The organism is Nocardioides pacificus (assembly GCF_054775955.1).
In genome coordinates, this window is the sequence record NZ_BAAHCI010000014.1 from 121,269 (window position 1) to 144,493 (window position 23,225).

Annotated in this window: 14 protein-coding genes; 4 read left to right on the forward strand and 10 right to left on the reverse strand. The window is 71.1% G+C overall.

Annotation, left to right across the window (positions count from 1 at the left end):
• Window positions 1–31: 31 nt before the first annotated feature.
• Both ACYU7L_RS17000 and ACYU7L_RS17005 read left to right on the forward strand, forming a co-directional pair.
• Entirely contained in the window at window positions 32–4,612 is a 4,581-nt protein-coding gene (locus ACYU7L_RS17000; RefSeq protein ID WP_460799076.1) for an ATP-dependent helicase, read from the forward strand.
• Window positions 4,605–5,402, forward strand: a complete 798-nt coding sequence (locus ACYU7L_RS17005; RefSeq protein WP_460799078.1) for a DNA-formamidopyrimidine glycosylase family protein — start codon at window positions 4,605–4,607, stop codon at window positions 5,400–5,402. Before ACYU7L_RS17000 ends, ACYU7L_RS17005 begins: the two co-directional genes overlap by 8 nt.
• A 15-nt stretch (window positions 5,403–5,417) precedes the next feature.
• On the opposite strand, the gene ACYU7L_RS17010 is transcribed toward ACYU7L_RS17005, so the two are convergent.
• The 10 genes from ACYU7L_RS17010 to ACYU7L_RS17055 all read right to left on the reverse strand — a co-directional run bounded on the left by ACYU7L_RS17010 (window position 5,418) and on the right by ACYU7L_RS17055 (window position 20,592).
• Window positions 5,418–5,750, reverse strand: a complete 333-nt coding sequence (locus ACYU7L_RS17010; protein ID WP_460799081.1) for a helix-turn-helix domain-containing protein — start codon at window positions 5,748–5,750, stop codon at window positions 5,418–5,420.
• Between the two features lie 59 nt (window positions 5,751–5,809).
• Window positions 5,810–6,328: a CinA family protein gene (locus tag ACYU7L_RS17015; RefSeq protein ID WP_460799083.1), complete on the reverse strand. Its 519-nt coding sequence runs from the start codon at window positions 6,326–6,328 to the stop codon at window positions 5,810–5,812.
• A 100-nt stretch (window positions 6,329–6,428) separates the two neighbouring features.
• Window positions 6,429–9,650, reverse strand: coding sequence for an ExeM/NucH family extracellular endonuclease (locus ACYU7L_RS17020; protein ID WP_460799085.1), 3,222 nt, complete (start codon window positions 9,648–9,650; stop codon window positions 6,429–6,431).
• Between the two features lie 116 nt (window positions 9,651–9,766).
• The gene (locus ACYU7L_RS17025; RefSeq protein ID WP_460799087.1) at window positions 9,767–12,052 is read right to left on the reverse strand and encodes a bifunctional metallophosphatase/5'-nucleotidase; all 2,286 of its coding nucleotides are present in this window, start codon (window positions 12,050–12,052) and stop codon (window positions 9,767–9,769) included.
• 356 nt (window positions 12,053–12,408) lie between these two features.
• A complete protein-coding gene (gene pgsA, locus ACYU7L_RS17030) occupies window positions 12,409–13,023 on the reverse strand; it encodes a CDP-diacylglycerol--glycerol-3-phosphate 3-phosphatidyltransferase (protein WP_460799089.1) in 615 nt (204 codons plus the stop codon).
• A complete protein-coding gene (gene rimO, locus ACYU7L_RS17035) occupies window positions 13,020–14,435 on the reverse strand; it encodes a 30S ribosomal protein S12 methylthiotransferase RimO (RefSeq protein ID WP_460799836.1) in 1,416 nt (471 codons plus the stop codon). Before rimO ends, pgsA begins: the two co-directional genes overlap by 4 nt.
• A 177-nt stretch (window positions 14,436–14,612) precedes the next feature.
• Window positions 14,613–16,544 (reverse strand): RodZ domain-containing protein, encoded by a 1,932-nt coding sequence (locus ACYU7L_RS17040; RefSeq protein ID WP_460799091.1) that lies wholly within the window; start codon window positions 16,542–16,544, stop codon window positions 14,613–14,615.
• Window positions 16,541–19,177 carry a DNA translocase FtsK gene (locus ACYU7L_RS17045; RefSeq protein ID WP_460799093.1) on the reverse strand — a complete coding sequence of 879 codons (2,637 nt, stop codon included), beginning with the start codon at window positions 19,175–19,177 and terminating at the stop codon, window positions 16,541–16,543. Before ACYU7L_RS17045 ends, ACYU7L_RS17040 begins: the two co-directional genes overlap by 4 nt.
• A gap of 142 nt (window positions 19,178–19,319) precedes the next feature.
• Window positions 19,320–20,213: a M56 family metallopeptidase gene (locus ACYU7L_RS17050; protein ID WP_460799095.1), complete on the reverse strand. Its 894-nt coding sequence runs from the start codon at window positions 20,211–20,213 to the stop codon at window positions 19,320–19,322.
• A 1-nt stretch (window position 20,214) separates the two neighbouring features.
• Window positions 20,215–20,592, reverse strand: a complete 378-nt coding sequence (locus tag ACYU7L_RS17055; protein ID WP_460799097.1) for a BlaI/MecI/CopY family transcriptional regulator — start codon at window positions 20,590–20,592, stop codon at window positions 20,215–20,217.
• Between the two features lie 123 nt (window positions 20,593–20,715).
• On the opposite strand from ACYU7L_RS17055, the gene ACYU7L_RS17060 reads away from it, so the two are divergent.
• Window positions 20,716–22,164, forward strand: coding sequence for a cytochrome ubiquinol oxidase subunit I (locus ACYU7L_RS17060; RefSeq protein WP_460799099.1), 1,449 nt, complete (start codon window positions 20,716–20,718; stop codon window positions 22,162–22,164).
• Window positions 22,165–22,174: 10 nt separating this feature from the next.
• A complete protein-coding gene (cydB, locus tag ACYU7L_RS17065; protein ID WP_460799102.1) occupies window positions 22,175–23,194 on the forward strand; it encodes a cytochrome d ubiquinol oxidase subunit II in 1,020 nt (339 codons plus the stop codon).
• The last annotated feature ends 31 nt before the right edge of the window (window positions 23,195–23,225 follow it).

Here is a 23,225-nt window from a genome sequence, read left to right on the forward strand (position 1 = left end):
CAGTGTCGGTGCCGTCCGGCAGGATGGTGGCGTGCCCGACGTACTCGACCGGTTCAGCGAACCGACCCGCACCTGGTTCGCCGCCGCCTTCGCCGAGCCCACGGCCGCGCAGGCGGGCGCGTGGGAGGCGATCGGCGCCGGTCGGCACGCCCTGGTGGTGGCGCCCACCGGGTCGGGCAAGACTCTGTCGGCGTTCCTGTGGTCGCTGGACCGGCTGATGACCGGTCCGCCGCCCGCCGACAAGCAGCACCGCTGCCGGGTGCTCTACGTCTCGCCGCTCAAGGCCCTTGCCGTCGACGTGGAGCGCAACCTGCGCGCGCCGCTGACGGGGATCCGGCACACGGCCGATCGCCTCGGCACGCCGGTGCCCGACGTGACGGTCGGCGTGCGCTCTGGCGACACCCCCGCCGCCGAGCGGCGCCGACTGGCCACGGCCCCGCCCGACATCATGATCACGACCCCGGAGTCGCTGTTCCTGATGCTGACCTCGCAGGCGCGGGAGTCGCTGCGCGGTGTGGAGACCGTGATCGTCGACGAGGTCCACGCGGTCGCCGGCACGAAGCGCGGCGCGCACCTCGCCGTCTCCCTGGAGCGCCTCGACGCGCTGCTGGAGCGTCCCGCCCAGCGGATCGGCCTGTCGGCGACGGTGCGCCCGCTCGAGGAGGTCGCCCGCTTCCTGGGCGGCTCCGCACCGGTCGAGATCGTCGCGCCCCCCTCGGAGAAGCGGTGGGACCTGAAGGTCGTCGTGCCGGTGGAGGACATGACCGCGCCCGACGAGTACGACGAGGAGTCCGGGGACCCGCAGCGGAGCAACTCGCTGTGGCCCCACGTCGAGGAGCGGGTCGTCGACCTCGTCGAGCAGCATCGCTCCACGATCGTCTTCGCCAACTCACGACGGCTGGCCGAGCGGCTGACGGCTCGGCTCAACGAGATCGCGGCGGAGCGGGCGGGGGGCGACGGCGCCGAGGGGGTGCCCGCTCAGGTCATGGGACAGGCGGGGGTTTCGAGACGTTTGCCAGAGCAACCTCCTCAACCGGCTGGGTCCGCGGGGGGTCCTGAGGTCGGGGTGATCGCGAAGGCGCACCACGGCTCGGTGTCCAAGGAGCAGCGGGCGCTGATCGAGGACGACCTGAAGCGCGGGCGGCTGCCCTGCGTGGTGGCCACCAGCAGCCTCGAGCTCGGCATCGACATGGGAGCGGTCGACCTGGTCATCCAGATCGAGTCCCCGCCCTCGGTGGCCAGCGCGCTCCAGCGGGTCGGAAGGGCCGGGCACCAGGTCGGGGAGGTGTCGCGCGGGGTGCTCTTCCCCAAGCACCGTGGCGACCTGGCCCAGACGGCCGTGGCGGTGGAGCGGATGCGGAGCGGGGCCATCGAGTCCCTGCACGTGCCGGCCAACCCCCTCGACGTGCTCGCCCAGCAGGTGGTCGCTGCCACCGCGCTCGAGGCGTGGGACGTCGAGGAGCTGTTCGAGCTGTTCCGGCGCAGCGCCGCGTTCACCGGACTGCCGCGCAGCGCCTACGACGCGACCCTCGACCTGCTCAGCGGCCGCTATCCCTCCGACGAGTTCGCCGAGCTGCGTCCGCGCATCGTCTGGGACCGGGTGACCGGCCAGCTCACCGGCCGGCCCGGCGCCCAGCGGCTGGCGGTGACCAGCGGCGGCACCATCCCCGACCGGGGCCTGTACGGCGTGTTCCTGGTCGGTGGCGAGGGCCCGGGACGACGCGTGGGCGAGCTCGACGAGGAGATGGTCTACGAGTCTCGGGTGGGCGACGTCTTCGCGCTCGGAGCCACCAGCTGGCGCATCGAGGACATCACCCACGACCGGGTCCTGGTCACGCCCGCTCCGGGCATCCCCGGCCGGCTGCCGTTCTGGAAGGGCGACGCCCTCGGGCGCCCGGCCGAGCTCGGGGAGGCGATCGGCGCGTTCACCCGCGAGCTGGCATCGATGTCCCCGGACGGCGCGACCAAGCGGGCCCGCGAGGGCGGGCTCGACGAGTGGGCCGCGGGCAACCTGGTCGCCTACCTCGCCGAGCAGCAGGAGGCGGTCAACACGCTGCCCAGCGACCGCGCCCTGGTCGTCGAGCGCTTCCGCGACGAGCTCGGTGACTGGCGTCTGGTCGTGCACTCCCCCTACGGCACCCCGGTCCACGCTCCGTGGGCCCTGGCGATCAATGCGCGCCTGCGGGAGCGCTACGGCGTCGACGGCCAGGCGATGGCCTCCGACGACGGCATCGTGATCCGCATCCCCGACACCGACGCCGAGCCACCGTCGGGCGACCTCATCGTCTTCGCCCCCGACGAGATCGAGGACCTCGTCACCAGCGAGGTCGGCGGGTCCGCACTCTTCGCCGCCCGCTTCCGCGAGTGCGCGGCCCGGGCCCTGCTGCTGCCCCGGCGCGACCCTGGCCGACGCTCACCGCTGTGGCAGCAGCGCCAGCGCTCGGCCCAGCTGCTCGAGGTGGCCGTGCGCTACCCGAGCTTCCCGATCGTGCTCGAGGCGGTCCGCGAGTGCCTGCAGGACGTCTACGACCTGCCCTCCCTCGTAGGCCTGATGCGACGCGTGGACCGGCGCGAGGTCGTGGTGTCCGACGTGGCCACGACGTCTCCCTCGCCGTTCGCCCGCACACTGCTCTTCGGCTACGTCGCGCAGTTCCTCTACGAGGGCGACTCCCCCATCGCCGAGCGCCGGGCCGCCGCGCTCTCTCTCGACCAGGGCCTGCTCGCGGAGCTGCTCGGCCGAGCGGAGCTGCGCGAGCTGCTCGATCCGGAGGTGCTCGAGGAGGTCGAGGCCGAGCTGCAGCGGCTGGCTCCCGACCGCCGTGCCCGCGACGCCGAGGGCGTGGCCGACCTGCTGCGCCTGCTCGGCCCGCTCACGACCGCTGAGATCGCCGAGCGAGCTGTCGCCGACGACGTTGCGCCGTGGCTCACCGACCTCCACGCCGTACGCCGTGTGGTCGAGGTGCGCGTGGCCGGCGAGGAGCGCTGGGCCGCGATCGAGGACGTGGCCCGGCTGCGCGACGGCCTCGGGGTTCCGGTGCCGCCCGGGACGCCCGACGTCTTCGCGGATCCGGTCGAGGATCCGCTGGGCGACCTGGTCTCGCGCTATGCCCGCAGCCACGGCCCGTTCACCGTCGAGGAGCTCGCAACCCGCTATGCCCTCGGGGTGGCGGTCGTGCGCCACACCCTGCAGCGGCTCTCCGCGGCGGGCCGGATCCTGGACGGCGAGTTCCGCCCGTCGGGATCGGGCACCGAGTGGTGCGACGCCGAGGTGCTGCGCAAGATCCGTCGCCGTTCCCTGGCCCGGCTGCGCAAGGAGGTCGAGCCGGTCGAGCCCGAGGCGCTGGGGCGCTTCCTGGTCGCCTGGCAGCACGTGAGCCCGGTGACCCGCGGTGCGCTGCGCGGCGTCGACGGGGTGCTCGCCGCGATCGACCAGCTCGCCGGCTGCGCCATCCCCGCCTCGGCGCTGGAGCCGCTGGTCCTGGCCGCCCGGGTGAGGGACTACGAGCCGTCCTACCTCGACGAGCTCACCGCCTCGGGCGAGGTGCTCTGGGCCGGCCACGGACCGCTGCCCGGCGCCGACGGCTGGGTCTCGCTGCACCTCGCCGACCAGGCCCACCTGACCCTGCCCGCGCCGGAGCCGTTGGAGGAGACGCCGCTGCACCGCTCCGTCCTGGAGGCCCTCTCTCCGGGGGGCGCGTGGTTCTTCCGCCAGCTGTCCGACGCCGTCTCCTCGACCGACGACAAGGCGCTCGCCGCCGCGCTCTGGGACCTGGTCTGGGCCGGGCACGTCAGCAACGACACTCTCACCCCGCTGCGTGCGCTGACACGAGCCGGCACACCGGCGCACCGCTCGCGGCGTCCCCCCGCACGAGCACGAATGGCCGGGCGCGGTGGCGCCAGCCGACTGCCGTCGCGGACCGGTCCTCCGGAGACCGCCGGCCGGTGGGCGCTGCTGCCCGACGTCGACGCCGACCCCACCCGACGTGCCCACGCCACGGCCGAGCACCTCCTCGATCGTCATGGCGTGGTCATCCGGGGAGCGGTGATGAGCGAGCGCGTTCCCGGCGCCTTCGCCGGGGTCTACAAGGTCCTCTCCGCGTTCGAGGAGCAGGGCCGTTGCCGTCGCGGCTACTTCGTGAGCGGACTCGGTGCCGCCCAGTTCGGCACCGCCGGCGCCATCGACCGGCTGCGCACCTTCTCCGAGCTCCCGTCGGGCGCGGTCCCGGTCGCCGTCGCGCTCGCTGCGACCGATCCCGCGAACCCGTACGGCGCCGCGCTGCCGTGGCCGGAGCGCGAGAGCGCCGCCGAGGGCGGCTCCGGCCATCGCCCCGGGCGCAAGGCAGGGGCCCTGGTGGTGCTCGTCGACGGCGCCCTCGTGCTGTACGTCGAGCGCGGCGGCCGCACGCTGCTCACCTGGTCCGACGACGTCGAGGTGCTCACCCCTGCCGTCCAGGCGCTCGCCGAGGCGACCCGTCGCGGGACACTGGGCAAGCTGACCGTCGAGAAGGCCGATGGCGCCGCCCTCCTGGGCTCCGGCCCGACGCCGCTGCGGGAGGCCTTGAAGAGCGCGGGCTTCGTCTCGACCCCGAAGGGACTGAGGATCCGTGCCTGAGGGCGACACCGTCTTCCGGGCCGCCCGGCGCCTGGATCAGGCGCTGGCCGGCCAGCGGCTGCTCAGCTCCGACCTGCGAGTGCCTCAGCACGCCACCGCCGATCTGTCGGGTGCGACGGTGCGCGAGACCATAGCGCGGGGCAAGCACCTGCTGACCCGCATCGACGGGGATGAGGAGTGGACGCTGCACACCCATCTCAAGATGGAGGGCAGCTGGCACGTCTACCGCGCCGGGGAGCGCTGGCGCCGCCCGGCGCACCAGGCCCGAGTGGTCCTCACTGTGCCGCGCTCGGTGGCGGTGGGCTTCTCGCTGGGCGTGGTCGAGCTGATGCCGCGCTCCACTGAGGAGGAGGCGGTCGGCCATCTGGGCCCCGACCTGCTCGGCCCCGACTGGGACGAGGACGAGGCGCTGCGCCGCCTGGGCGCGGACCCGGAGCGTCAGCTGGTCGAGGCGCTCCTGGATCAACGCAACCTCGCCGGCATCGGGAACATGTATGCCGCCGAGCTCTGCTTCGTCTCCGGTCTGAATCCCCACGTCGGCGTCGGCCAGGCCTCCGGCCTGCCCCGACTGGTGCGGCGGGCCCGACAGATGCTCCAGCTCAACGCCGAGCGCCCCACCCAGTCCACGACCGGCTCCCTGCGCAACGGAGAGCGGATGTGGGTCTATCGGCGCGACCAGCAGCCGTGTCGGCGCTGCGGCACGACGATCGCCGTGGAGATGCGGGGCGAGCCCGGCCGCGAGCGCGCGTCGTACTGGTGTCCGAGCTGCCAGCCCGCCACTACGGACTGAGTCAGGCTGGTTGGATCAAGCTGCGGAGGCCACGACATCGCCGCTGCGGCCGCGACGCGCGCCGACCGGTACGGCCGGGATCTCCAGGCGAGCGGTCTCCAGGGCGATCGCAGCCTCCTCGAGGGCGATGGCGTCACTGACGTCACGCAGCACCTCGGAGAGGGGCAGATCGAGTGCCGAGCACAGCGAGGCGAGGAGCTCCGAGGAGGCTTCCTTGTGACCGCGCTCGATCTCGGAGATATAGCCCAGACTGACCCGAGCCTCCGCGGAGACCTCGCGCAGGGTCATGCCGCGCTGCATCCGCTGAGTGCGGAGCACGTCGCCGAGCAGTCGACGAAACAGCACCATGAGCGCACATCCTCTCCGTGTCAGTGTGGCAACGCTACCCGAGGGGGGTTGATTCCCACTCAGTCGGTCGCCGCTTCCAGCAGCATGGCAGACAGCGCCGACAGCGCGGCGGCACAGGTGCCCTCGCGGATGGCGTGGCGGTCCCCATCGAGCGTGAGCGCGTCGACCGTGGTGCCGTTCGGTGCGGCGACGGCCACGAAGACGGTCCCGACGTCCTTGTCCTCCTGCTTGGTGGGACCGGCGACACCGGTCGTGGCCAGGGCGTAGGTCGAGCCGGTGATCCGTCGGGCGCCGTCGGCCATCGCGCTCGCGCACTCGGCGGAGACGACGCCGTGCTCGTCGACGATCTCCTGCGGCACGCCGAGAAGCCGCTCCTTCAGCTCGGTCGCGTAGGAGACCACGCCGCCGAGGTAGACCACCGAGGCCCCGGGGGCGTCGGTCAACAGGGAGGCGAGGAGTCCGCCGGTCAGCGACTCGGCCGTGGACAGGGTCTCCTCCCTGTCCTGGAGGAGCACGTGGAGGTTGGTCGCCAGGTCCGCGATGGCGACGTCGCGGGGTCCGTCGGAGTTGCTGCTCATGGCGCGCACAGTAGCCAGCCATCCCCGGTCGCAAACCATCGACTCCGACAGACGCAACAGAGGGCCGCCCCGAAGGACGACCCTCTGTCAGGAGCATCTGCTACTTGCGCACCACGCGGAAGGTGAACGACTTCTCGCTCCCGCCGGTGAACGAGTCACCGAGGTAGGTGACGGTCACCTGCTTGCGACCGGGCAGCTTGAACTTGCCCAACTTGAGGGTCCCCCGGCCATCGCGCAGGTTCAGCATGCGGACGCCCTGCCCGCTCACCTTGACCTTGACCTGGCCGGTCGGGGCAACACCGTCCGCAGCGACGGTGACGGCCAGGACCGCCCGGGTCTTGTTGCGCTTGACCTTCTGCTGACGGATCTTGGCACCCGTGGTCGACACGGCCTTGCCCACGGTGACGGTGAGGCTGGTGCTCTTCTCCGCGGTGGCGGCGTCGCCCGAGTAGTCGATGGTCAGCGTGTGAGTCCCCGGAGTGAGGCTCTTCGCAGCCAGCACCACCTCAGCCGCACCGGCGACCAGCGTGGCCCCGCCGAGCTCGGTGTCGCCGTTGAGCACGGTGACAGTCCCGGTCGGGACCTCCCCGTCTGCCTCGCCCGAGACGGTCACGGAGACCGAGCCGGCCGTTCCGTAGACGAGGCTCGAAGTGATGGCCTCCAGCGACGGCTCCTGGACAGGGTCCGGGGTCGGCTCGGGGTCCGGGGTCGGCTCCGGGTCCGGGGTCGGCTCCGGGTCGGGAGTCGGCTCCGGGTCGGGCACTGTCGGGGTCACCAGGTCGAGACCCAGGATCACCGGGTCGTGGTCGGAGGACCGGTACGGCGTGGGCTCGTGGAAGTCCGTGCCGTGGTAGTTGTACCGGCTGTACTCCAGCGCCAAGGACTCACCCGAGTTGATGTTCCAGATGTCGGCGCCCGTGGCCAGGTTCATGGCCGCTGTGTTCGCCAGGATGTGGTCCAGTGATCCTGAGAGTCCGGAGTACGAGTAGGAGTACTCGTCGTCGCCGAACTCCTGCTCGACGTTCCTGAACCCTGCCTCGTAGAGCACCTGCACCGGGTCCTCCATCGCGTAGGCGTTGAAGTCGCCCGCCAGCAGCATTGCCTGGACGCCGGTCACGGTCTGCACGCTGGGGATCCAGTCCCGCAACGCCTCAGCCTGCGCGACGCGGTCAGGGTTGGCGTTGCCCTGGCCGGTGCCGTCATCGGCGCCCGAGCCCTTGGACTTGAAGTGGTTGACCACGAAGAGGAACGCGGTCCCACCGCTCTTGGGAGTGAAGGCCTGCGCGATCGGCTCGCGGGCGTTGTCGAAGGCCTGCCCGGTGGCGCTCAAGTGGCCGAGCGCGTGGGCCTGGCCGAGGCGGTCCACCTTGGCCCGCTTGTAGATGATCGCGTTGGAGATCACGTCCATGTCGGCCGGGACTGGAAGATCGGCGGACGACGGGTTCGCCGCCCAGACATCGCCACCGGCGTCGGCGTTGAGCGCAGCCACCAGGGTCTCGGTGGCCTCGTCGGGCGTCTCGCCGAGAGCCGCGGAGTTCTCGATCTCCATCAGGCCCACGACGTCGGCGTCCAGGGCGTTGATGGCCTCCACGATCTTGGTCTGCTGACGCTGCAGGTCCTCGGGATCCCAGGCGCCGCGAGAGTCGCAGCCGGTCTGCACCGTCACGCCGTCGCCGGCGCGGTCGGTGTAGGGGCTGCAGGTTCCATCGGCGACACCGTCGTCGTCGGCGTCACCCAGGGTGGTGAAGTAGTTCAGCACGTTGAACGAGGCAACCTTGATGTCCGAGGTGCCCCGAGCGTCGATCCGGGCCTGGTCGGGCGCGGCTGTGCGGGTGTTGGCGAACACCGCCGGTGAGGCGGCGTTGTCCGGGCCGAGCACCGGTGCCAGAGGCTGGAACCGGTAGGTCGGGGCGGAGGTGGAGCCACCCTGGGTGAAGATGACGTCGGCGCCGAAGGTGGCCTTCGCGCCCACGCGCACCGGCTCGGTGTTGGAGATGTACGGCGGGGTGAGGTCGCCGTTGGTCAGGCACGGCGTCGGCCGGGTGCCACAGACGGTGGTGCTCGTCGAGGTGGCCGTGTAGTTGGTCGACGCAGCGTCGTCGAGGACGATCGCCCGGGCCAGGTTGTCGGCCGTCACCTCAGCGATCGCGGCAGCGTCCTGCGCGTCGGCGACCTGGGTGGGCTGGATCAGCGGCTTGTTCCCGCGGGCCAGGCCGACCTCGCCGTACTGGTTGGTGGAGTAGGTGTTGGAGACCGTGAAGTCGCCGCTCGGGGTGTAGAGCATCCCCTCGAGGGACTCCTTCTCCGCCACCGTGTCCGGCCAGTCCGTGACGACCGGCGCCACCGGCGCAGCCGGGTCCGTCAGCACTGTGACGTCCGCCGCGGCCACGCGCAGCTGGGTCTGTCCGGCGTACTCGGAGACAGCGCCCGTGACCTCGACGTACTGACCTGGCGTCACCGCGAGGGCGCCGCTCGGCTGGTACACGAAGATGCCGTCGGAGGCGGTGTGGGTGGCGAGGTCAAGCGCGCCACCGGTGCCCGGAGTCTGCAAGTAGTAGCCGTAGAAGCCGCCGGTGGGGTAGGCCGCGGTCACGACGCCTCGCGTGATGACGCTCTTGCCGGCCTCAGGAGAGACGAGGCCGGTGCCCTGGATCTCGGCGATCGTGCGGTTCTCCGGCGGCGGCGGCGGCGCGTAGACCGCGCCGGGCGTCGGCAGAGAGGCGACGAAGTCGGCGGCGTTGTTGTCGGTGTCCTTGTTGGCGACGCCGCCGACGGTCTGGCGCTGCAGGCTCGCCGCGACCGCGTTGCCGGTGGCGACGGCGGTCTCCGGCGCGTTGCTGGTGCCCCACCCGACGAGATCAACGATGGCACCGCCGGCATCCGCAGGATCGGGGTCGACCGCTCCGGTGGTGGACGCGAGGAACATCGTTCCGCCCCCGCTGCCGGGGTTGATCGCCGTGGAGGACTGGTCGGCCGACGGGAGGGCGGCCCCGTTGGCTCCGTTAGTGCCGCCCTGGATCACGAAATGACCCTTGGCCGGCACGGAGCCGGCAAGCGTCACCCGGTTGGGTGCCGTCGCCGTCTGCGTCGGAGGTCGGTACTGCAGCGACATCGTCGACAGGTCCACAGCGGTGTCACCCGGGTTGTAGATCTCGACGAACTTGTGGGTGTAGGTGGCGCCGGCAGACCCACCGTTGATGTACACCTCGCTGATGACGAGGTCGGTACCTGCTGGGTTGGCCGAGGCCGCGGGGGCCACGAGACCGGTGGCTGCGACACCGAGGGCGATGGCCCAGGTGAATCGCTTCCGGGATGAGGACATGAATGAGCCCTTCGGGAGATGGAGCGAGAGGGAGATGGTGCGGACAGCGCGGTGCAGGGAGTGCGTGCGCTGCCGAGTCACGTGGGGGCCCACCGTGATGGGCCCCCACGTGAGGTTCAGCGTCGGACGAAGATCTGGGCGATCTTCCGGCTCGACTTGGTCATCGCGTTTCCGGTGTACCGGATGACGACGCGCTTGACGCCGCGCGTGGCGTACGGGCCCACCTTGAGGGTGGCGACACCGTCCACGACGCGACGGACGTACTGGTTTCCACCCGTGCGCACCTTGACCCAGCCGGTGACCTGCTCGCCCTCGGCGGAGACCTGCACCTTCATGGTCGGGCGTGTCTTCTTGGCGTAGACCTTCTTCGGCGACCTGGTCACCTTCACCACCGAGGTGAGCTTGGGCATCCACTTGGTGGCGATCGGGATCTCCACCTTGGTGCCCGTCTTGGCTCCGACCACGGTCACGGAGTCGGGGTCACCGGCGTAGCGCGGAAGGACGGCCTCGATCGAGGCAGTGCCGTGCTCGTCGAACTGCGCGGTACCGATCGTGTTGTCGACCGCGAAGGTGCCGAGGGACTTGCCCTGGAGCAGTACCTCGACCGCGTCGTCGCGGACGTCGGCGGGACCGGTGAAGGCGAGCGAGGAGAGGTCGAACGCGACCGTGTCGCCGGGGCTGTACGACGCGGGCGCCTCGGCCGGGAAGCTCACGCCCACGGCGTGCTGGGCGTAGTCGACCGGCAGCGGAGTCTCGCTGGCGAAGGTGTCCATGTAGTCGACGACGGCGCTCAGGTCGATCCGTCCGGTGTCCTTGGGGTTGGAGCCCTCGGCGAGCGTCGCGAAGTTGTCACCGCCGGAGGCAAGGAACGAGTTCACGGTGACCGAGTAGGTCACGTCATCCTGCACGGGCGTGCCGTTGAGCCACATCCCCGTGATCTCCTGGGCGGCCGCGTCGTAGGTGTACTCGAAGCCCTTCGAGGTGCCCAGCTTGAGGAACGGACGCGACGAGCCCGCGGGCTGCCACTGCTCCTCGAGCACGGACTCGATCTGCGCACCAGTCAGCCCCATGTTGACCAGCGTGTTCGCGAACGGCTGCGCCGTCGCGGCCTGCTTGTAGGTCAACGTCGCCGGGAACTCCAGAGGAGTCGCGGGGTCGCTGTCCTGGAGGCCCACCATGTCCTCGCGGAGGCCACCGGGGTTCATGAACGCGATCTGCGCGCCCCCGAAGGTCGGGGCCTCGGTGGCCCAGCGCTGGATCTCGGCGACCAGGTTGCCGACAGTCGACTCGCCACCGCGGCTCACCGTGCCGTCAGCGACACGCGCCAGGTAGAGCGGACCGGCCAGCTCGCCGAGCGGCTCGGCTCCGAGCACATCGGCCTCGGCCTTGGCCTCGGCGACGAGCGTCTCGACATCGGCGTCGGCGGGGTAGGCCCCGGCGCCGCCGGCTACCAGCGGCAGGATGTTCTGCTCCAGCGAGACGAGGTCGCCCGTGGCCGGGTCGACGTCGAAGAGGAGCTGGTTGAGGTTCATGCCGTACTGGCCGGCGGAGACCACCGGACGCGTAGTGACCGCGCGACCCTCGGTGACCCAGGCGGGGACCGGCACGGCGTGGTTGTACGCCTTGTGGGTGTGACCCGAGATGATCGCGTCGACGTCGGTGTTCACGCCGTTGACGATCTTGCCGAACTTGGACGCCGCGTCCGTCGCCGAGGCGAGGCTGGTGTCCGTGGCGCCCTCGTGGACGAGCAGGACGATGATCTCGACCCCGTCGGCCGCAAGCGCGGTGGCCTCGGCGTTGACCGCCGCGACGATGTCGGTGACCTGGAGGTCCTCGATGCCGGCCGGGGAGACCAGTGAGGGCAGGTCCTCGGTGACGGCGCCGACGAAGCCGACGTCCACTGCGCTCTCACCGGTCCCGAAGGTCTGCACGTAGGTCGGGTCGAGCGCGGGGTTGCCGCTCGCCTTCATCTTGACGTTGGCCGCGATGTACTCCCAGTTCGCGCCGCCGTAGGGGTTCTCCGCCGACTCGGGAGCCATCACGCGGTTGATCAGGTCGTCGTAGCCCTGGTCGAACTCGTGGTTGCCCGCGGCCGACACGTCCAGACCGGCCGCGTTGAGGGCGTCGATGGTCGGCTTGTCCTGGGCGATGAAGGACTCGAACGTCGAGGCCCCGATCAGGTCGCCGGCAGCAGCGAACACCGAGTTGGGGTGCTCGCTCTCCAGCTGGTCGACCGCTCCCGCGAGAACAGCGGCGCCCCCTTCCAGGTTGCGGCTGCCGAAGTTCGGCAGGATCCGGCCGTGGAAGTCATTGATGCCGAGAACCTGGATCTCGACGGGGTCGGCCGCCTGAGCAGGCGCGACGACGAGCGTCAGCGGAGCGGCGACGAGGCTGAGCCCCACCCCCGCAGTCAGGACCCTCAGGCCCCGTCGTACCGGGGAGACCCCGGGTGATGTGTGGCTGGGATACAAGGCACATACCTTTCGGAAGGACTGTTCGCGAAGGTGGAGCCGGGTCACCATAACTCCGCCCGACCGACAGAGAAGGGCGTTTCTTGTGACGATTGAATGACGGAAATCTCGGGCCATTCGTTTCGCGGACGCGCCGAAATCCCGGGGGGCGCAGGCCCTTCCGGGAGACATCCGAAGACATCACGAATCGCTCACCCAGTGGAGCAATTCGCACCGGGACACCCCAGGGCCGAAAGACCCTCGCCGTACGACGTGCACAGCGGTCGGCGTCGGTCGAAGGACTCGCCTCAGCGGGTGCGGATCGCGTCCCGCTGACGCCACACGTCGCGGAAGAACTCGTAGCCGGACCACAGGGTCATCGCGACGGCGCCGGCCAGGCACACCTGGAACCCGTAGAACAGCACCTCGCCGACCGTATCGAGCGAGCCGTCGACCTGCAGGAGCGGCAGCGAGAGCCCGCCGAGGGCGATGGCCTGCAGCGTCGTCTTGATCTTGCCGCTCTGCTTGGCGGCGATGACCACGGACTTGAGCACCGAGAGGCGCAGGAGCGTCACGCTCCACTCGCGCAGCAGCACGACGATGGTCACCCACCACCACACCTCGCCGACGATCGAGAGGGCGATGAGGGCCATCCCGGTGATCGCCTTGTCGGCGATGGGGTCCGCGATCTTGCCGAAGTCGGTGACGATGTTGCGAGCGCGCGCGATGTCCCCGTCGATCTTGTCGGTGATCATCGCCAGCCCGAACAGGACGAAGGCGACAGTGCGCCACAGCACCGAGTCACCGCCGTCGACGAGCAGCGCCCAGCCGAAGAAGGGCACCATCACGATGCGCAGGGTGGTGAGAGCGTTCGGCAGGTTCCAGTTGCTGGTCCCGCTGCTGACCTCGCTGCTGGGCGTCACGAGACGGCTCCGTCCGCCTCGGCGATGAGGTCGACCCCCTCGGTCCCGATCACCGTGCCGGTCACCAGGTCGCCGATGCGCACGCCACTCGGCACGCCCTCCACGAGCGTGGTCCCGTCGACCTCGGGGCCCTGGTGGGCGGCCCGTCCCTCGACAGCTCCGTCCTCCAGCGACTCCACGAGCACCATGACCCGCTCGCCGATGCGCTCCTCGGCCCGCTGGGCGTTGAGCTCCTCGACGAGACCCGTCACGTGCTCGGTGCGAGCGCGGACCTCGTCCTCGTCCAGCTTCGCGTCGTACGTCGCGGCCTCGGTGCCGTCCTCGTCGGAATAGCCGAACACGCCCGTCACGTCGAGGCGCGCCGCCTCGAGGAAGTCGCACAGCGTCTGCAGCTCGTCCTCGGTCTCGCCGGGGAAGCCCACGATGACGTTGGAGCGGATGCCCGCCTCGGGAGCGAGCGCACGGATCTGCTCGAGCAGGCCGAGGAAGCTGTCGGGGTCGCCGAAGCGGCGCATGCGTCGCAGCACCGTCGCACTCGCGTGCTGGAAGGAGAGGTCGAAGTAGGGCACCACGCCGGGCGTCGTCGCGATCGCCTCGATCAGGCCCGGCCTGGTCTCCGCCGGCTGCAGGTAGGACACCCGCACCCGGGCGATGCCCTCGATGGCCGCGAGCTCGGGCAGCATCGTCTCGAGCAGACGCAGGTCGCCCAGGTCCTTGCCGTAGGACGTGGAGTTCTCACTCACCAGGAACAGCTCGCGCACGTCCTGGGTGGCCAGCCACTGCGCCTCCTGCAGCACGTCGCTGGGCCGACGGCTCACGAACGAGCCCCGGAAGCTCGGGATCGCGCAGAACGTGCACCGGCGGTCGCAGCCGCTGGCCAGCTTGAGCGGCGCCATCGGGCCACCGTCGAGGCGGCGGCGGACGGTGCGCGGACCACTCACCGGAGCGACGCCGGCGGGTAGGTCGGCGACGCCGTGACCGGGGACGCTCAGCGTGCTGGCGTCGCGCTCCACCGGCGAGATCGGCAGCAGGCGCCGACGGTCCTGCGGCGTGTGCGCGTGATGGGTCTCCCCCGCCACGATCGAGCGCAGGCGGGCGGCGATGTCGGGGTAGTCGTCGAAGCCGAGCACGGCGTCGGCCTCGGGCAGCGACTCGGCGAGCTCGTTGCCGTAGCGCTCGGCCAGGCAGCCGACGGCGACGACCGCCTGGGTGCGTCCGGTCTCCTTGAGGTCGGCCGCCTCGAGGAGCGTGTCGACGGAGTCCTTCTTGGCGGCCTCGACGAAGCCACACGTGTTGACGATCACCGTGTCGGCCTCGGACGGGTCCTCGACCAGGCGGAAGCCGTCGGCCTCCAGCCGGCCGGCCATCTCCTCGGAGTCGACCTCGTTGCGGGCGCAGCCCAGGGTCACCATCGCGACCGACAGCAGCGGTCGGGCCGGCACTTCGGCATCGCCGGCGGAGAGCTGGTCGGAGGAGGGCACGGGGAGGGCGGTCGCTTCAGTCGTCATAGTCGCCTCCGAGTATGACGGTCGGGCGCGGCCGCGTCGAAACGCGCGCCGCACCCGACCGTGTGACAGGTGTCGCGTCGTCTACGGACGGACGACGAACACGCCCTCGCCCGACTGCCCGGGCTTGCCCAGGGTGCCGCGCCTCTCACCGTCGACGAGGACCGAGATGGCGCCCGCGTCGGACGCCTCGATCCGCACGGGCGGGGCCACCCGCAGTCGCTTGCTCTCCCCCATCGCCAGGTCGTTCTCCCACACGATCGCGCCGCCGGCGCCGGTGACCTTGAGGTGAGCGCCTCCCTTGGTGGCGCGCAGCACCACCGGGACGGCCGGGACCGAGGCCGGTCCCGTGCCCTCGACGGAGCCGATGGAGCCGTTGAGCCCGGGCGCCTGCTGCAGCTCGACCGGGGTGTCCATCACCAGGCGGGCGATCGACCAGGCCAGCACGACCACCATGATCGCGGCGATCAGCACCGACCAGTTCGGACCGCCGCGCGTGCCCCGGATGGAACCGTGGGCCCCGGTGGCCAGCTCGGCCTCGAAGACCCGGCGTGCGTTGATCGGGGCGTCGGCGTAGCGCTCGTCGTACGTCGCGAGCAGCGGCGTCACGTCCACCCCGAGCACCCGGGCCAGCGTGCGGAGGTGACCGCGGGCATAGAAGTCGCCACCGCAGGGGGCGAAGTCGTCGACCTCGATCGACTCGATGACGTGCGGGCGGATCCGGGTGCGCTCGGCGAGCTGGTCGACGCTCAGCGACAGCCGGGTGCGAGCCGCACACAGCTCGGGCCCGATGACAGGGTCCGCGGCCGGCTCGACGGCGAAGTCGTCGATGACCAGGGGCTCGACGGAGTCGCCGCCGGTGGCGATGGGGCGGACCCGGTCGCCCCAGACCTGCGTCTCCTCGACCAGGTTGACGCTGCCGTTGCGCCGCAGCTCGCGGGCCTCGGGCAGCTCGGCGGCCGTGGACGTGGCGACCTCGTGGCGGATCTCGGCGCGCGCGCCCGAGCGCGTCTCGCGCAGCGGGGCCGGCGTGGCGCTGGCCGTCAGGGGTGACGTCTCCTGGACGTCGTCGACGGCGGCCGCCTCGGCGGGCTCGTCGCTCGGCTCGTCGTCGTACTCGACCTCCGAGTCGGTGCGGGCGGGCAGCTTCGGGAGCCGTGAGGCCACCAGCGTGATGCCGTGCGCCACGACCGGGCCGACCCGTCGCCAGCGCGGGAGCGGCGCGTCGCCGTCCTCGACATCCAGATCCTCAGGCAGCTCTTCGGTGGACTCGGCCTCGACGGCCGACCACTCCTCGGCCGACCGCTCGTCGGCGGTGTCGTCGCTGTCCGGCACCACGACCTCGGGCACCAGCTCGACGACGTTGACCGACGCGCCGGCGAGACGCTCGAGGGCGACGGTCAGGTCGCCGTCGGCGCCGACGACGCGCGTCGCGAGGCCGAGGGGTACGGCGAACGGCGCGCCGTGCAGCCGGGTCGCCACCCGGGTCTGGCGCCGTCCGGCGGCGTCGAGCTCGCCGAGGAAGCGCTCGGGGTTGCGGGCGACCAGCGCGAGCCGGCCGTCGCGCAGGATCCCGCGCCGGGGCGAGTGCTCGACGCGGTCCAGCGCACCCCACGGAAGCCCGCGCCAGGTGCGGCCGAGCCGGATCCGCACGCCGTGCGCGTCCGCGACCAGCAACGGCGTGCGTGAGTCGACGAGGTTCCACAGGTGGACGGAGCCCAGGGCGCCCATCAGCGCCACCAGTGCCCAGTCGAGCCAGGCGCCGGTCTGGGCGGCCCGGCCGAGGTAGGCGATCGCCACGGCGGAGGCGGTCGCCCCGACGAGTGCGGAGACGCCGGCGTTGCGTCGTACCTCCACGATGGCGGGAGCCTCGCCATGTCCGAGCACGGGAGTCTGGTCGGTCACGTCGTCGGAGTCGGAGTGGGGGCGACCGTCGACGGCCACCAGCGGCTCCGGGACGAAGACGCGGTCGCTCCGGTTTGACGGTCGGTGGTCACGGGCCTGCGCTGCACTCACTGTTCCCCCTGGATGATGGCGATGACGCCGTCGATCTCGTCGGGCTTGACCAGCACGTCGCGTGCCTTCGAGCCCTCGCTCGGTCCGACGACGCCTCGGCTCTCGAGGATGTCCATCAGACGACCGGCCTTGGCGAAGCCCACGCGCAGCTTGCGCTGGAGCATCGAGGTGGATCCGAACTGGGTGGAGACGACGAGCTCGATGGCCTGGATCACCAGGTCCATGTCGTCGCCGATGTCGTCCTCGAGGTCGCGCTTGGCCGCGGCCGGGGCGGTGACGTCCTCGCGGTAGCTCGGCTCGAGCTGCCCGCGCACGTGCTTGACGACCTGCGCGATCTCGGCCTCGCTGACCCAGGAGCCCTGGACGCGCACCGGCTTGGAGGCGCCCATCGGCAGGAAGAGGCCGTCACCCTGGCCGACGAGCTTCTCCGCGCCCGGCTGGTCGAGGATGACCCGGCTGTCGGTGACCGACGAGGTGGCGAAGGCCAGCCGCGAGGGCACGTTGGCCTTGATCAGACCGGTGACGACGTCCACGGAGGGCCGCTGCGTCGCGAGGACCAGGTGGATGCCGGCCGCACGGGCGAGCTGGGTGATCCGGACGACCGCGTCCTCGACGTCGCGCGGGGCGACCATCATCAGGTCGGCGAGCTCGTCGACGACCACCACGAGATAGGGGTACGGCGCGAGCTCGCGCTCGCTGCCCGGCGGCAGCTCGACCTTCCCCGCACGGACGGCCTTGTTGAAGTCGTCCACGTGGCGGAAGCCGAAGTTGGCCAGGTCGTCGTAGCGCAGGTCCATCTCGCGCACGACCCAGGCCAGCGCCTCGGCGGCCTTCTTGGGGTTGGTGATGATCGGCGTGATCAGGTGCGGGATGCCCTCGTAGATGTTGAGCTCGACCCGCTTGGGGTCGACGAGGATCATCCGCACCTCGTCGGGCGTCGAGCGCATCAGCAGCGAGGTGATCATCGAGTTGATGAACGACGACTTGCCGGAGCCGGTGGCGCCGGCGACGAGCATGTGCGGCATCTTCGCGAGGTTGGCGACGACGAACCCGCCCTCGACGTCCTTGCCGAGCCCGACCACCATCGGGTGGTGGTCGCTGCGCGCGGTGTTGGAGCGCAGCACGTCGCCGAGGGTGACGATCTCCTTGTCGCGGTTGGGGATCTCGATGCCGATCGCCGACTTGCCGGGGATCGGGCTCAGGATCCGCACGTCCGCGGAGGCGACGGCGTAGGCGATGTTCTTCGACAGCGCGGTGACCTTCTCGACCTTCACCGCCGGGCCGACCTCGACCTCGTAGCGGGTGACTGTCGGGCCGCGGGTGTAGCCGGTCACCTGGGCGTCGATGCCGAACTCCTCGAACACCGCGGTGAGGCGGTCGACCACCTCGTCGCTGGCCTTGGAGCGCGGCTTGTGCGGCGAGCCGGGAGCGAGGACGTCGTTGCCGGGCAGCGAGTAGGCGATGTCGCCGGAGAGCGAGAGCTGCTCGACGCGGGCCGGCAGCGGCGAGTGCGGCGGCGGGACGAGGTCGTGCTTGTCCTCGACCAACGGCGTCTCCGGAGCATGGGGAGCGGGCGTGTCCGCGGTGAAGCCCGCCGGTGTGGCCATCACGTCGACGGCCGGGTCGGGACCCGTGCCCTCGGCGAGGGCCACGTCCAGGGCGTCCTTCTTGCGGCGGCGCTTCTTGACCTCGCGGTCCTCGAGCACCGGGGTGTCGTAGGCCGGGTCGCCGCGCTCGGGATCGATCTCGTCGTCCCCGTGCGCGCGCATCAGCTGCGTGGGGTGGTCGTCCTCGTCGTCGTGGGTGATGCCGAAGAGGCGGTCGCGAGACTCGCGGAGCCGGGCAGGCACCTGATAGACGGGCGTTGCTGTGATGACCAGGATCCCGAACACCGCGAGCAGCACCAGCAGCGGCACCACGACGTACGGCGTGCGGAGCAGGTCGAGCAGCAGGCTGGAGACGACGAAGCCCACCGCTCCCCCGGCCTCCTGCAGCGAGCTCGCGTCGCCGCGGACCGGCTGCGGGCTGCCGTTGGCGATGTGCACGATGCCGAGCACACCGAAGGCAAGGGCGGTCCAGCCGATGACCTGGCGACCCGCCGGGCCGTTGTGCACGGGGTCGCGCATGTTGCGCCAGCCGACGTAGACGAGCATCAGCGGGACCAGCCAGCCGACCTTGCCGACCGAGCCGGCGACGATCGTGCGGATGAACTCCATGAAGCCGCCGGGCGGCTGGAACCACACCGCGGCGGCCGCGACGAGCGCGAGGGCGACGAGCAGCAGCCCGACGCCGTCGCGCCGGTGCTCGGGCTCCAGGTCGCGTGCGCTGCGGCCGATGCCGCGGGCGACTGCTCCCACACCGTGGGCGACACCGAGCCAGGCGGCTGCGATCGCACGGGCGAGCGCGCTGAAGAGCCGGGCCACGGGGCCCGGCCCATTGCGCACCGCTCGGGGCGCTGGACGCGCCGGGGCGCGCTTGGTGGTCGCGCGGGGCTTGCCGCGCGACGCGGTGGATCGGGTGCTTCCGGTACTCCGGGATCGGGTGCTCGAGCTGCCCTTGGCGGCACTCTTGCTGCTGCCTCGAGACGTGTTCGAGCTCCGCGACCCCGGCGGGGAAGACGTACGGGTCGCCATGCTCTGACCCTAGGTGAAAGTCACACCTGCATCACGCTTCACATGGAGCGTGTCGCCCACGACCTGCCCCAGAGACCCCGCGACCCGTCACTGCCTCGACCAGACACGCCGTACGACGTGGAGGCAGTGACGGTTCGGCGCCTCAGGTCAGGGCAGCGAGCCAGGGCGTGACGATGAACGCGGTCGGAAGCGCCAGCACCGCGACCGCCAGTACGACGAGCGCAGCGGCCTGCAGGCGGTGCGGCCGCCCATCCGCCAGCAGCCGCACCCGGACGACCAGGCCCGCGGAGGCCGCCCCGAGCGCGGCGGTGGGCACCCGCCCCTCGGCCAGCGCGACGAGGGCCCGCGCAAGCGCCCGCGCACCGCACACCCGCGCCGCCGCCCGGTCGGCGAGCACCTCGACCAGCAGCTCGACCTCCCGCAGCGCCGAGGCGCTGGAGACCCAACGGGGGAAGGCCCGGTGCAGGACGCTGAACGCCTCGAGCACCAGGTCGTGGCGCGCCGCGAGGTGGGCCCGCTCGTGAGCCAGGACCGCCTCGACCTCGTCCGGGGCCAGCCGGTGCAGCGCCCCCGCCGAGAGCACCACGCGAGCACCGGTCACCCCGGGGAGGCAGTAGGCCACCGGCACGGCGTCCTCAAGGACCCGCATCCCCGGCTGCTCGCGACTCAGGTCCCGGCGCGCGACCAGGTCGAGGACCTCCCGGTGGCGGCGACGCAGCGCCCGCAGGCCGCGCCCCACCCGATGGCCACTGAGCAGCAGTCGGCCGAGCACCAGCAGCGTCACCACGAGCGCCAGACCCGCCGCTGCCCAGCCGGCCGGACCGGCCTCGGGACGCCAGGAGCGCCCGGTGGCCAACGACTCGGTGACCAGGGACAGCCCCGCCCCCAGCGCCGCCAGCACGGCCGAGAGCGCCACGCTCTGCCACAGCAGCATCGCCGCACGCGGCGTACGACGCAGCGCGGGCAGGCGGGCCAGCACGCCCGGCACCGGCCCGGCCAGGGCCATGGCGAGCAGGCCCAGCAGCAGGGGCGTCACCTCAGCGGTCGAGCGCGGCCAGCGCCTCACGCAGCGCGGCCAGGTCCTCGGGGCGCGCGTCGTCCACGAACGCGACCAGGGCGCGGCCCCGGTCCTCGGAGCTGAACCCGTCGAGAGCCTCGCGCATCAGGTCGGCGGTCAGCTCCCCGCGCGAGAAGGACGCGCGGTAGCGGTAGGCACGACCGGCCCGCTCCTGGGCGACCATGCCCTTGCGCGCCAGCCGGTCCATGACGGTCATCACCGTGGTGTAGGCGGCCGTGCGCGAGGCGGCGAGGACGCCGTGCACCTCACGCACCGTCAGCCAGGCCTCATCCTCGGCGTCCCACAGGACGTCCATGACGCTGCGCTCGAGCTCACCCAGTCGGGACGTTCGACCCATGAGGACGAGTCTAGGGGCCCTGCCAGAAAGTTACTACCGACCGTAGTATCTACTACCGCTTGTAGTAATTTACAGCCAGTCAGTTCCGCACGGGCCTGTCCCGCTCCCGAAAGTAGAAGCGCCTTGGACGTCCTCGAGATTGCCCGGTGGCAGTTCGGCATCATCACCGTCTATCACTTCCTCTTCGTGCCGATCACCATCGGACTCTCGGCGATCGTGGCGTCGTTCGAGACGATGTGGGTCGTCAAGAAGCGGCCTGAGTACCTGCGCCTCACGAAGTTCTTCGGGACGCTGTTCCTGATCAACTTCGCGCTCGGCCTGGTGACCGGCATCGTGCAGGAGTTCCAGTTCGGGATGAACTGGTCCGACTACAGCCGGTTCGTGGGCGACATCTTCGGCGCCCCGCTGGCCATCGAGGGTCTGCTGGCCTTCTTCCTGGAGTCGACGTTCCTGGGGCTGTGGATCTTCGGCTGGGACAAGCTCCCCCGCGGACTGCACGCCGCGACGATGTGGCTGGCCCACCTCGGCACCGTGTTCAGCGCCTACTTCATCCTCTCGGCCAACTCCTGGATGCAGCACCCGGTCGGCTACGAGTACAACCCCGAGAACGGCCGCGCCGAGCTCGTCGACTTCTGGGCCGTGATGTTCAACAAGGTCCAGCTGGTGACCTTCCCGCACGTGATGACCGCGGCCTACATGACCGGTGGCGCGTTCGTCCTCGGTGTCAGCGCCTGGCTCTACCTGCGCCGCAAGACCGCCGAGGGCGACCGACCGATGTACAAGATGGGCATCCGCGCCGGCGCGCTCGTGACGCTGGTCGCCGGGCTCGGCGTCGCCATCACCGGCGACCTCCAGGGCAAGGTGATGACCGAGGTCCAGCCGATGAAGATGGCGGCAGCCGAGGGGCTCTACGAGAGCGCGGACAGCTGCGCGCCGTTCTCGATCTTCACCGTCGGCACCCCCGACGGCAAGGAGGAGAAGTTCTCGGTCACGGTCCCCTGCCTGCTCTCCTACCTCGGGACGGGCAGCTTCGACGGCGAGGTCAAGGGCATCGACGAGCTGCGCGAGACCTACGCCGAGGAGTACGGCCAGGACCCGGGCGCGGCCTACTACCACGCGAGCGACTACGTGCCGGTGATCCCGGTGACCTACTGGAGCTTCCGCTTCATGATCGGTCTCGGCCTCTTCGCCGCGGCCGGCGCCGCCCTGATCCTGTGGGTGACACGCAAGGGCGCCGTGCCCGCGAGCGTGTGGTGGCTGCGCCTGGCCATCGCGCTGCCGCTGGCCGTGGTGTTCGCCAACTCGTGGGGTTGGCTCTTCACCGAGATCGGCCGCCAGCCGTGGGTGGTCTACGGGCTGATGACCGTCGGCAACGCCGTGTCGCCGGGAGTCAGCACCACCGAGGCCTGGATCTCGCTGCTCTCGCTGTCGCTGGTCTACGCGGTGCTCATGGTCATCGAGGTGGGGCTCACGCTGAAGTACGTGAAGGCGGGTGCCCCTGAGTTCCAGGAGCCGCCGGACCCCGGCAACACCCCGGCCGACGACGACGCTCCCCTGACCTTCGCCTACTGAGGACATCGCCATGGAACTCACCACTGTCTGGTTCATCCTCATCGCCGTCCTGTGGATCGGCTACTTCACCCTCGAGGGCTTCGACTTCGGAGTCGGCATGCTGCTCCCGGTGCTCGCCAAGAACGACACCGAGCGCCGCGTCATGATCAACACCATCGGCCCGCTCTGGGACGGCAACGAGGTCTGGGTGCTGGTCGCCGGCGGCGCGACGTTCGCGGCCTTCCCGGAGTGGTACGCCACGCTCTTCAGCGGGTTCTACCTGCCGCTGCTGCTCATCCTGCTCGCACTGATCGTGCGCAACCTGGGCTTCGAGTACCGCCACAAGCGCTCGGAGAAGCAGTGGCAGGGGCGCTGGGACGCGGCCATCATCGTCGGCTCGTTCCTGCCCGCCGTGCTGTGGGGCGTCGCGTTCGCCAACATCGTCGGCGGGGTCCCGATCGACGCCGACAAGGAGTTCACCGGCACGCTCTTCACGCTGCTGAACCCCTACGGCCTGCTCGGCGGCATCGTCACCCTGCTGCTGTTCCTCACCCACGGCGCGATGTTCATCGCTCTCAAGACCGACGGCGACATCCGGCACCGGGCACGCGCCCTCGCAGTCAAGCTCGGAGTCGCGGCCGCCGTGGTCGCGGTGGTCTTCATGGTCTGGACCCAGGCCGAGACGGGATCCGTCGCCTCCGCGGTCGCCTTCGTCGTCGCCGCCCTCGCCCTGGTGGGCGGGATCGTCTCGGCGCTCGCCGGCCGCGAGGGCTGGGGCTTCATCGGGACCTTCGCCACGATCGGGCTGGCCGTCGCCGGACTCTTCCTGGCGCTCTTCCCCGACGTGATGCCCTCGACGACCGACGTCGCGTTCTCGCTGACCACGACGAACGCCGCCGCCACGTCGTACACCCTCACGGTGATGACCTGGGTCGCGGCGATCTTCACCCCGGTCGTGCTGGGCTACCAGGCCTGGACCTACTGGGTGTTCCGCAAGCGCATCTCGACGCACCACATCCCCACCGCCGAGCTGGCGGCCAGCGGCAAGTGACGACGTCGGCGCCGTCCGCGGGTGGACCCCG

What these genes read in the sequence shown, in the direction of transcription:
- ACYU7L_RS17020 (WP_460799085.1), bottom strand. Translation starts at nt 9,650, where the DNA reads ATGTCCTCATCCCGGAAGCGATTCACCTGGGCCATCGCCCTCGGTGTC.
- ACYU7L_RS17015 (WP_460799083.1), bottom strand. Translation starts at nt 6,328, where the DNA reads ATGAGCAGCAACTCCGACGGACCCCGCGACGTCGCCATCGCGGACCTG.
- ACYU7L_RS17010 (WP_460799081.1), bottom strand. Translation starts at nt 5,750, where the DNA reads ATGGTGCTGTTTCGTCGACTGCTCGGCGACGTGCTCCGCACTCAGCGG.
- ACYU7L_RS17055 (WP_460799097.1), bottom strand. Translation starts at nt 20,592, where the DNA reads ATGGGTCGAACGTCCCGACTGGGTGAGCTCGAGCGCAGCGTCATGGAC.
- ACYU7L_RS17045 (WP_460799093.1), bottom strand. Translation starts at nt 19,177, where the DNA reads ATGGCGACCCGTACGTCTTCCCCGCCGGGGTCGCGGAGCTCGAACACG.
- rimO (WP_460799836.1), bottom strand. Translation starts at nt 14,435, where the DNA reads ATGGTGACCCTGGGCTGCGCCCGCAACGAGGTCGACTCCGAGGAGATG.
- cydB (WP_460799102.1), top strand. Translation starts at nt 22,175, where the DNA reads ATGGAACTCACCACTGTCTGGTTCATCCTCATCGCCGTCCTGTGGATC.